Consider the following 11,536-nt stretch of genomic DNA (forward strand, 5'->3'; position numbering starts at 1 on the left):
CAATTCCATAAGGTACGATTAAAAGAAAAAGCAATTATGCCAGGAAAGCAGATAAGTAACGTTTCAATTCCATAAGGTACGATTAAAAGTGATACCGGCCGTGACGTTCATCGCCGGACTGTTCAGTTTCAATTCCATAAGGTACGATTAAAAGAGAGAACCGCTTTCGGCCCTCCCTGGGCAATCATGGTTTCAATTCCATAAGGTACGATTAAAAGATTGTTTCGGAGATGGATTATTATGAGACACAGCCAAGTTTCAATTCCATAAGGTACGATTAAAAGGCCACTGCCTGAACAAGATGGGCAAGAACGAATTCGTTTCAATTCCATAAGATACGATTAAAAGACCACTGACACGCATCGTCCAGCTCGTACTTCGTGGTTTCAATTCCATAAGGTACGATTAAAAGAGAATAGACCTGTTAATGAATATCTCCAATTCGTAGAAGTTTCAATTCCATAAGGTACGATTAAAAGGGAGACGAAGGAAGCGATGCAGATCTATTCTGCAATGTTTCAATTCCATAAGGTACGATTAAAAGGTCGTATCGGCCGCTTTGCTGTTCACATCCACCTGCGTTTCAATTCCATAAGGTACGATTAAAAGGTTCATTCCCTCCAGTTGATGTGTGTTAGTTAATATAGTTTCAATTCCATAAGGTACGATTAAAAGGAGCGTCGCCGACGTGAAAGGTGCATACGCATCTTGTTTCAATTCCATAAGGTACGATTAAAAGGGAGTGAACGTTACTGAGGCAAGAAGGCATGAAGGCGTTTCAATTCCATAAGGTACGATTAAAAGAATACTCTTCCCTTTGTTGTACGGTCTGACCCTTTCGGTTTCAATTCCATAAGGTACGATTAAAAGTGAAATTTGCGCACATGGTCCGAAAATAAAAATATGTTTCAATTCCATAAGGTACGATTAAAAGACAGTTCCGAAGCCGATGCTGGTCCGCTTTGATCACGTTTCAATTCCATAAGGTACGATTAAAAGGCGACTTCCAATCTTCAGCGAGGATACATTGACAGGTTTCAATTCCATAAGGTACGATTAAAAGGCTAAGGGCTACTAGTTACGCTAAGGAACTGGCTAGTTTCAATTCCATAAGGTACGATTAAAAGCTCGTTAAGACAGATCCATCTAGCTTATGCAACTACAGTTTCAATTCCATAAGGTACGATTAAAAGTTTCAAGCATGAGATGGGGCTCGCCCGGCTCTGACGTGTTTCAATTCCATAAGGTACGATTAAAAGTTGTGTCAGATTTGCAAGGCTGGCGAGCAGTTCGGTTTCAATTCCATAAGGTACGATTAAAAGATCCGGCCGCTCTCTATGTCCCCGGTTAAGTAAAACGTTTCAATTCCATAAGGTACGATTAAAAGTCTCGAAGTCAAGGACAAGCCGTGGATTCGAGAAACAGTTTCAATTCCATAAGGTACGATTAAAAGAAGTCGATGGAGTAACGCTAAATGTTACTCGACTGTGTTTCAATTCCATAAGGTACGATTAAAAGAAGTTGACGGAGTGATGTTGAATGTAACCTGACTGTGTTTCAATTCCATAAGGTACGATTAAAAGCGAGAAGTGTGGGAAAAGAACGGGTTGATAAATGCAGTTTCAATTCCATAAGGTACGATTAAAAGCTGCATACGTATGCCCCAGTCGCGTGCTTTCTTCTTGGTTTCAATTCCATAAGGTACGATTAAAAGCGGATGGACACCGCTGGCGCGGTGGGTATTACAAAGTTTCAATTCCATAAGGTACGATTAAAAGACATCTACCGCTGTTAATGTGTCCTCTCTGACGATGTTTCAATTCCATAAGGTACGATTAAAAGGGCAGAATGTGCAGTTAGGCATGCCGACAATGACCGGTTTCAATTCCATAAGGTACGATTAAAAGTATTAATAGTATGGGTGTTGGTCGTGCTCGTAAGAGTAGTTTCAATTCCATAAGGTACGATTAAAAGACCGACCGCGGGTCAGTCAAGTAAGCAGGCTATATTGTTTCAATTCCATAAGGTACGATTAAAAGGTCGAGTGTTACCTCATAATAGCCAACGGTCATTGTGTTTCAATTCCATAAGGTACGATTAAAAGAGGTGCAGAAGGTCAGGCGAGCGGTAAAATTACCAGTTTCAATTCCATAAGGTACGATTAAAAGTCAATGCGTGGAAAAAGGAACAATGGGATGAACTATGTTTCAATTCCATAAGGTACGATTAAAAGTGTGACCAACCTCGCGGTAGGTTCTCTTACTATCAAGTTTCAATTCCATAAGGTACGATTAAAAGAACATAACAATGTTTTTTGTCAACATTCATTTACGGTGTTTCAATTCCATAAGGTACGATTAAAAGTCTCGACTCAATAAAAATTTCATCCCTGAACATGAGCTCTTTACGAATTACAAAGATATAAATTTAATGATTAAAAAATGTCGATGTGTGATTATAAAAAAACGCATAGGCATCGACAACTTGGTTAAATATCTGTTTTTCAATAAGTCATAGAACGAATTGGACAATAAGCTGATATGAAGAATACACGACAAGACGTGTCCGACAAATGAGCTCTATCCCGTATGTTAAAGAAAGAGATCGATTCCACTGCGTTCCTTTCCGATAATCTGTTTGTCTAAAGCCCGCTGAGACTGCCCGCTGAAAATAATGATACTATCCTCTTCCTTTTTCATAAAAGCTTCACTCTGCATCAGTAGTTCTTTCAAGCGAACCTCGGAAATCTCACCTTCAAAAACAGAATTCTGAATCCAGTTCAGATACTTTCTGCAAAGCTTCAGCATCTTGTTCACCCGCTTCTCGCCAAAATCGTAAACTAAAATGACATACATGGTTACCAATACATCTTAAACGGTTTATATTCCTCCATAGCCAATAAATGTTTGGCCAGTTTGTAGCACTCCAATTTAATCAGATGACGATAGCTGACCTGACGTTTCAATGATCGATGTTGAATCGTTTCCTGCAAACGATCTTCCAATGCCTTTACAAATATCTTCTTTCCCGCCGTATTCAGCAAACATTTGTTCAACTTTCTATCAAAATGCTTCTGCTGGATTTCTTTTTTATTGAGGACTTTAAAAATCACACGGTCGACAATGAAAGGCTTAAAAATCTCGGCCAAATCCAATGCCAACGAATATCGGCGCTCCCCCGGCTGATGCAGATAACTGATTGTAGGATTCAGCTGTGTCTGATGAATGGCACGAAGACATAAAGTATAGCAGACCATGTTTCCGAATGAAATCAGGGCATTGACCTCATTCCGAGGTGGCTGTTTAGAACGGCCATCCATATCATAATCATTGATTATCAGATTAAAGGCTGCATAATAATATTGTCTGATTTGCCCCTCAATCCCCATCAATTCTTCAACCGTCAAAGTTTGCGGAATACGCTGGCACAGACTGTCGATCAATTCTATGATATCCTCCATATCCTTTCCACGACGGTTATAGTATTGCAGATTCTTAACCATATTATAGGCGGCACCTTCTATGAACTTTCTGGCAATGACCATCCTCTTCTTTTTATCCTGATAGTGCGACGTCTGTGCCAGCAACATCCGCCCGGACAACAATCCGTCACGAGGCATAAACGAACCGGTATAGTTCTCGTAATAGTCAAAAAAATGGACCGCTATATCCTTCTGACCCAGAAAATTGAACAGTGCACTATTGGCACGTAAACTACCGAATACATAAAATTCTGCAATATCCTCTACGGGAAGATAACGCGACTGCGCACCTGTGGAACACAATTCGCCGTCTTCCGCCACCGGAGTAAACTTCAAAGTATTGTCTTTGCGTTCCAACACACCGGGATTGAACAAGTAATAAGTTTTTTTCATTCGTCCACCTCCTTGCTGTAACAAAATTCATAATAACTACAATTCCTGCACAAAGCCTTCTTTTCGACAGGCGGACATTTGTCATCCGAAATTATTCCAGCAATCTCCGTCATCATCTCCTCAATCCTCTGCCTGTCCCAATCAGCCAAAAACACTTCCTGCTTTTTGCGCAATACCGGATATTCCAAAACGCCTTTCACTCCTTCAATCCCATTTCGTTCAAACACATAAATGTAATACTTCAACTGCCACTCATGGGCCACCTCCACTTTGTTCGATTTCTTGATTTCATGAATAACCTTGTTCTTGGCGTCATAATAATCCACTTTGATACCATCAAGTTCCACTTCTTCATATTTAGCCGAACGCTGCGGATAACAGTCTTCATGAATCAGCCTGCCTTCATAAACCAGGTCTGAAGTATGTTCAAAATTAATCCCATTAGCAAACAACCATAGCTTGCGCTTGCAAACTTGGTAATAGTTGAAATGTGTGCCGTTAATTCCCATCGTAGCGTACAAAAACACATGTATCAATGACTTCACGAGGAAGCCATTGATACATCTCAATTTTATAATTGATGCTCGTAATCAAATGCTATCATCCTATCTACAAGAGACTTTTTAGCATTATTCAAAGCTTCGGCTGATTCCGATTCTGTCACAATGTAGCTGGCACAAGGCAAAGTAACGTATAATTCAGCACCCGCATTCTCATCCACTATCGGTTTAGCCTTTGGTTTTTCACCATCATCAATCAATTTTGCACGGATAGCAGAAGCTATCGTATTCGCATTATCGCTTATAGCTACAGCTAACGTTTCCATCAAACTGAATGTACGAGCCTGATTGGAAGTGATTCTCCAATTTATCAGAGCGTCCGCCAATGCAGGAATTACTTTTTCACGCTCTTCTTTAGGCAAAACCAAACACTTCCCAAAGGCATTCACACTCTCTATCCAACCTTTTTCCTTTAAAGAATCAATCATCTCTTTTGTAATTTCCGGTTCGTGCTGATTTACAGATACACAAAACAAGGTGCGCAAATCAATTGCAATGTCATAAACAAAAAGTCCTGTAGTTCTTTTGTTTTCAGGAATCCAAGTTCTACGAGACAAAGTACGATTATTTTCATTTAAAAAATTCTCAATTTCTTCTTCTGTTAACAACTTATCAGAACCTTTCATACGTACATTTACAGGATGATAATCCGGCCTATCACTCCTATCAAAAGTGATATTTTCCCTTTCTATACCCGCCAATAAAGGATGCAAAGGTCGCATAGCCGATATAGACAACGGACTTCTACGTTTTAGTACACTATTTTCCTTAGTTTGTTCTGACTCTTTTTTACCACTTTTTCCTGTGGCAGTTTTTGCACGCATCCATCCCCCAAATAATTGATCTATATAAGTTGGATCACATGGAGACCAAGGTTCTTTATTTTCCAATTCATTATTCGCCGTAATATTGTAATTAAACGTAATAGGAGCGACTGGAACATTCAAATTATCAGTTAATGCCTGAAGCACAGACCGTTTAACTTGCTGTCCACTAGAAAAAGCTAAATATCTTCCAAATTGGGTGTCGAGATAAGTTTTCTGACCATCTTCAACACAAAATACCGTGTGTTCTGCATGCTTTAACGCGCGCAAATAAATGTAAGGATTCATAACTATTAATTTTTATTATTAATCAATATTGCATAATGAAATCTAACTAAAGTAAGAAAATAAGGTACATTATCTGCTGGCATGGTATTTACAACAGAAGCTATTTCCTTCATTTTGTCCACGCCCTCTACATCTCCAACAATATCCACCATACTTTTCATAAAATTCATCTTGTTATTTGCCTCCAACACCATCTTTACTTTGTTCATATTTACAGTCTTAGCTCTGTTGCCACTCAAACTGTATTTATAAAGCTCAGATGCGAACTCTTGAGCTTTATCCCATAAATCTTGATTGTTTAACATTGCCATAATCCAACTTTGATACACATTAAAAATTATTATTTGTTCTTCTTTATCTGACAATTTAGGCGTTTTGCCCTTTTCTATATAATCTCTTAATCCCTTAGGTTCCATTGCACGAAGCCCAATAACTCCCTGTTGACATGCTTTAGCAAATCCAATAGCTGTTCCCCAAAGTTTTTCAGCTTTATGACCAGAATCCATTCCAAAAAAACGCTGATACAATTCCACCGGACTTGCAATTTGAGATAAATCAAAAGGTATAAACCCTATTGTTGTATTTGTTTGCCCATAACTATATACATACCCCATCATCTGCTTATTAGAACATTTTTTAGCTATTCCAATTAAAATTCTTGTCCACGAAATTGTATCTATAGAAAACTCATTATTCTTTATGGTATAAGGATTGAAACCAGACATATTATCAGTTTCATTAAAAAAACGACTATATCTATGAGCTAACCACTGTCCATTCCAAGTCATAATTTTGTTACTTGGAAGTTTATCTATACTATCAATAGCCTTTCTATAAAGATTCCATCCTTCATACACATCCAAAAGAATGTTAACATTGTAGAAAAATATAGATATACCTCCCTGTACTCCAACTCCTAATGCCGAACCAAACCATGAACAATATATATCCTCTTTAGATATAGGAAAAGACAAGTTAGATACCTGTCCAGAGGTTGTTGCGTATTCTTTTTCTTCAGAAGCAGGATAGCCAATAGCAATACTTGCATCAGCAACCCCACTATTAATTTTCTCAATAAAATTATTAAGTTTTTCTTTTCTTTCATCATTTGTCAAGGTTTCAACATTTTGCCCTTTTTTCATCTGCACAAAGGATGAATTCTGCACCCAATACAGATACTTATTACTATCGAAAAATAATGGATAAAAGATTTCCAAGAAAAACTGCTCAGCACTATACGAAGTACCATACTTCGCATTATATGCTTCTAAAAATATTTTACCAATTACTGACGTTACCATACTTACAACATTTCAAACTGTTTATAATACTCAGGTTTGGCATACGCCAAATCCAATCCCATACTTTCAGTATAACTTTTATCCGGCACTATAAATGGATATGTTCCCATCTTTACGACTTGTAAACGATTAAATCCAACAGATTTAAAACTCATGGGTATCTCCATTTTAATCCGTTCACTACTATCTCCTTCTTTATATGATTCTACATCCGATTCCAAAATACAGGATACAGAATTGATATTCAGTGCCTCCAACAAAGCTGATTTGGCACAGTGACATAACTTCTTAAGCATCCATTGATTATCTTTAAAAACAACACCTGAATAATCAATATTCATAAAACGGGTGTCAGGATAAACCTCATCCAACATCTGTTGAACCTTGTTTTCTTCCAAAACGGCATTATTAGGCAAAACTGCATAACTTCTCCGAAGAACCTCTTCATCGTATGGCAATGCGTCATTTCCTGCATAAGGAGCTATCACATAAATCGGTTTATAATGGCCTATCGTTTCACTGCTACGTTTCCTGTTTATCCGACCAAATCGCTGAATCAACGCATCAATTGGAGCACATTCCGTTATCATCATGTCAAAACTGATGTCAAGACTAACCTCAACGACTTGGGTTGATACCACTATACATGCTTCCTTACTGATATTATAATGGTTCTTCAAACGATCTTCCAAATACTGACGGTCTATCCTCTTGAAATGACTATGAATTAACATGATAGGAATATCCGGATAATCCGCCTGAAGCGACAGATAAACAGCTTGTGCCCTCTTGACCTGATTACATACCACAAGAATCTTATTATTATCGGCAAGGGCTTTTTCCATTACTGGACGAACATCCTCCATTCCATTTATTTTATGAATCTCATGCCTGTTAAACTCATTCAACTCATCGGAAGAAAGAAACACTTCATATACATCTGATTTTCCACCAAGTATTTGCAATATCCGATTATACAAGACCCGAGGCATCGTAGCTGTTCCCACATGTATCCTGCATTCAACATTCACCAGTATCTCAATAATTTTCAGCACAATAGTCTGTATTTCACTGGAATAAGTATGTATCTCATCTAATATAACATCACATCCATACAAATCGGCCAGCATCGCCTCATATCCTTTCACTCCATAAACAATCGAAGCCATCTGATGGGGAGTCATCACTTTTATGGAAGCTCCTATGTGCCTTTGCATAATACGTTCCTCCCACTTTCCTTGTTCCAATTTCAGATTAGAAGCTGCATGCAAAAGATAAATTTGCGCATCCGTATCTTTTAAATCCGATTTCAAGCGGTCATACATAGCATTAATAGAAGCCTGAAAAGGCAAAGTGTAAAACACACGTCCCCTGCATCTCCTTAACAGAAAATCGGTCTTTCCAGCTCCTGTCGGTGCTGTAACAAGTGTATGTTTACGCACATCATCAGCCTTACATAAAGACAAAGGATACAAACTGTTTTGTCTACAGTAAAACGACAAATCCGGCAAGATAAACAATTTGCCAATTTCATCTTCTGTTTTATCACCCAAAGCTGATGCCAAATGATCAGCTCCCATCAAAATTCCTTTCCATACAGAAAAGCCTAAACCAATTTTTTCACAATAGGATAGCGCATAATTATAATTATCTTCTGCTTCGTCTAACGTAATCTCATGGACGATTAAACCCAATGAAGACAATATACCTAAAGCATCAGGAACCCATGAAGTAAAGTCTTTGGAATGGATGCCAAAACTGTCTTCCATATCTTCCAAGTCCAGCAACCCCAGTTCATGTATATCTTTATAAATAGACTTATGGTGTGCCGCTATCATTTCGACTGCGACCTCTCTTTCCCCTTTTTCCAAAATTGAAAGAAAGAACAAAGAAGCAATCTCATGCCTGAAAATAAAATCACAAGGGCGCACATATCCATGTTTCAATGTCTTCTGGAAAACACTACTTGCCTTGCCTATATCATGCAATATGGCTCCTTTTCTGGCTAAAGAAGCGTCAAGTCCAATATTGCGCGCTATAACTTCGGCAGCCATTGCAACTAAAAGCAGATGCTTAGACAAAGGAATCAAGCCATTATCCTCATGCTTAGCTAATATGTAATCATACTTACTATTTTCCATAAAATCACAATATAGATTGGCCATCTATCTCCAACCAACCGTACATAGGTGAATTATCAAACCGACTGTATCCAACCATAAAAGATTGTTCTGACTTGCCAAATCGCATTTCAAACCCCTTAATGGAATTAAAACTGCTTTCATCCATCTCTTCAATCATAGAATCTGGAAGGAGTATATCTTCATTACGACACAAACAGACATGTTGCTTGCTTGCCATTAATGCTTCATCATAATCCTCAAACGCCAAATACAGTATAGGGTCAATCATAATTCCTCGATTCAAGACAGACCTTTCCCGTATTTTTTTCTTACCATTAAATCCCCTTGTTTGAGTCTGTTCTTGCTGCACATCAATGGATGAATAAGATAACCGATAACGTTTTATTTTACTTATCACCCCATTTTGAGTAAGAGTCTCAGGAAAGAGTTTTTTTTCTATACCTTCCAATGTTGACGGGGATAAAAACTGTTGACTATAAGTCAATCCGTCACGAACAGCAGTCCAAGGTTTTATAAATCCGAACTTCCCCGTATATTTAACTACATAATACATACTCATTGAATTAAAATCTATGATTAATATATTGACCCAAAACCTATCCCTGTAGAATTACCGATGCCTACATTCCATGCAAAAGCCTTGCTTTCTGGCTTACCCTTAATATAAACCGGACACATATTAGCCTTATTTCTAATATTACGATAATTGATGTATTTAATCTTTTTCTTCGCATATGTCAAATCAAAAGATATATCCAATGTTTCATCAAAAGGTAATCCTGCAATTTCCATTTTATGAATCAAAGTGTTTTTCATCAGTTCACTGGACTGAACATCATCAAATGTATAATATTGAATTTTACCTCCCGGAATGGTCGCCCGCTTAATAAAAATAGGACTACCCAAATAAAACAACTCCCGAGAAGACAAATCCGGAGTCTCCTCAATGACTACATCTATTACTCGCATTCCTGCAAACATCTCTGGCTCTTTCAGAATATCTGATACAATTTTTTTCACTTTAGTGTCATCATAAAAACTGATAAACCAAGAAGCTCCCTTGGGGAAATTTAAACCGTTTTGTTCTCTCACACTACCATGTAACCAAGAAAAAGAATAAAGTGACATTAAATCATGTTCGTCATTTTCTCCTAACCATTTATGCAAAGTTCCTACCAAGTTCTTCTGATAATCAAAAGATACCAGTCTGTCATTAACTGTCGTTTTCAAATGTATTCTCATATATTCTATCTTGTTTTTAAATTCTATTTAAATTAAAATCATCTCATAAAATTGTAAATAGATATAATATACTCATCTATCACAATACATTCAATCTTTCTCTATACCCACATACACTTTCGCCAATAAATTCTGCTGCTTCCTCCACTGAAAAATATCCTTCGGCAACAGCACGTATCAACAGTCTTTCAAAGCGGTCGGTGTGTTCGGGAATGGGATACCCTCCCCATCCTCTCTCCATAGGGTTTGCATGAATATGATTGTTAAAAATATCGTTATAATATTGAGGCGATATGACACTCAAATCCTTAGCGCGATGGACAATGGCGGACACAGAGATGCCATAGCGATTCTTAAGGCTGACAAGTTCGTTCAAAGTGAGCGAGGTACGTACATTACCCAATTCTTTATATAAAACAGACGACGGACAAAGCACCGCACCAGCAAATAAATGACAGAGACGTTCACAACGGCTTTCGTCTAAATCGGATGCAAAATTCAGCAACAAATGACCCAATTCGTGTAAAGCTGTAAAACGTTTACGTTCCACCGTCGCATTGGCTGAAAGGTTGACAACAACCAACGGAATATCCTTATTGACAAAAGTGGAAAAACCCATCACATGAGAAACACCGGCATCAAACTCAATCAACTTAACGCCCATACTCTCCAACATCTCGTAAACAGAAAATATCGGAAAATAGCCCAATTGCCATTTCGACCGTAGCCTCTCCGCCGCCTTTTCCACATCATCGGACGAAGCAACACGCAAAGAACGCAAAGGATTGACAAAAGAGGAGGACAAGGAAAGTGAGTCCTCCAAACGTAAATAACGTTCCATCAGATCTTGAGCAATAGAGACCATCTGCCCCACCGAACGTGCAGGCATTCTGCTGTCGGTACGAAAATTAATTTGCCCAACCTCAACACTTCGCTGACGGAAATATCCAAGCGGAAGTTGCAATGTTTCTGCCAAGGCTTGTAACACCGTCTCTGAAGGCTGCATTTTACCCTTTTCATATTTTGAAAGGGCTTGTTTGGTCACCAACCCCTCCATTTTGAGAGAAAGTGCCTCTAAAGAAAGCCCACGCATCATACGTGCCGTCTTTAACTTGTCTGGAAAAAAACTTTTCATATAATACCAATATATGGTTGACAAATTTCAAAAATATAATTTAAATCATCAACAAAACAAATAAGAAATTCACCATACTATGCTGAAAAACATATAAATATTATCCTAATCATAAAAACGTTTCTTTTAAACAGGTTTTCAGCTTACTGGGGAAGTACGTCGGAAAAT

Annotated in this window: 9 protein-coding genes and 1 CRISPR repeat array; all 9 genes read right to left on the reverse strand. The window is 38.1% G+C overall.

Going from position 1 to position 11,536, the window contains the following annotated elements:
• Positions 1-2,364: a CRISPR direct-repeat array (repeat unit 25 nt; unit sequence CAATTCCATAAGGTACGATTAAAAG).
• A gap of 227 nt (positions 2,365-2,591) precedes the next feature.
• The gene (cas2, locus tag Q3C19_RS15040; protein ID WP_302730396.1) at positions 2,592-2,855 is read right to left on the reverse strand and encodes a CRISPR-associated endonuclease Cas2; all 264 of its coding nucleotides are present in this window, start codon (positions 2,853-2,855) and stop codon (positions 2,592-2,594) included.
• A 2-nt stretch (positions 2,856-2,857) separates the two neighbouring features.
• Positions 2,858-3,874, reverse strand: coding sequence for a type I-B CRISPR-associated endonuclease Cas1b (gene cas1b / locus Q3C19_RS15045; protein ID WP_302730398.1), 1,017 nt, complete (start codon positions 3,872-3,874; stop codon positions 2,858-2,860).
• Positions 3,871-4,383, reverse strand: coding sequence for a CRISPR-associated protein Cas4 (cas4, locus tag Q3C19_RS15050; protein WP_302730429.1), 513 nt, complete (start codon positions 4,381-4,383; stop codon positions 3,871-3,873). Before cas4 ends, cas1b begins: the two co-directional genes overlap by 4 nt.
• Positions 4,384-4,445: 62 nt before the next feature.
• Positions 4,446-5,546, reverse strand: coding sequence for a CRISPR-associated protein Cas7 (locus Q3C19_RS15055; RefSeq protein ID WP_302730400.1), 1,101 nt, complete (start codon positions 5,544-5,546; stop codon positions 4,446-4,448).
• Between the two features lie 5 nt (positions 5,547-5,551).
• Positions 5,552-6,847: a hypothetical protein gene (locus Q3C19_RS15060; RefSeq protein ID WP_302730402.1), complete on the reverse strand. Its 1,296-nt coding sequence runs from the start codon at positions 6,845-6,847 to the stop codon at positions 5,552-5,554.
• Positions 6,848-6,849: 2 nt separating this feature from the next.
• The gene (gene cas3, locus Q3C19_RS15065; RefSeq protein ID WP_302730404.1) at positions 6,850-8,988 is read right to left on the reverse strand and encodes a CRISPR-associated helicase Cas3'; all 2,139 of its coding nucleotides are present in this window, start codon (positions 8,986-8,988) and stop codon (positions 6,850-6,852) included.
• 4 nt (positions 8,989-8,992) lie between these two features.
• Positions 8,993-9,544, reverse strand: a complete 552-nt coding sequence (locus Q3C19_RS15070; protein WP_302730406.1) for a hypothetical protein — start codon at positions 9,542-9,544, stop codon at positions 8,993-8,995.
• A gap of 23 nt (positions 9,545-9,567) precedes the next feature.
• Positions 9,568-10,233 carry a CRISPR-associated endoribonuclease Cas6 gene (gene cas6, locus Q3C19_RS15075; protein WP_277122012.1) on the reverse strand — a complete coding sequence of 222 codons (666 nt, stop codon included), beginning with the start codon at positions 10,231-10,233 and terminating at the stop codon, positions 9,568-9,570.
• Positions 10,234-10,312: 79 nt separating this feature from the next.
• Positions 10,313-11,368 (reverse strand): XRE family transcriptional regulator, encoded by a 1,056-nt coding sequence (locus Q3C19_RS15080; RefSeq protein WP_302730408.1) that lies wholly within the window; start codon positions 11,366-11,368, stop codon positions 10,313-10,315.
• Positions 11,369-11,536: the final 168 nt, after the last annotated feature.

Origin of the sequence: Bacteroides sp. ET489 (genome assembly GCF_030518095.1) — a bacterium.
In the GTDB taxonomy this organism is placed as follows: Bacteria; Bacteroidota; Bacteroidia; order Bacteroidales; family Bacteroidaceae; genus Bacteroides; species Bacteroides ndongoniae.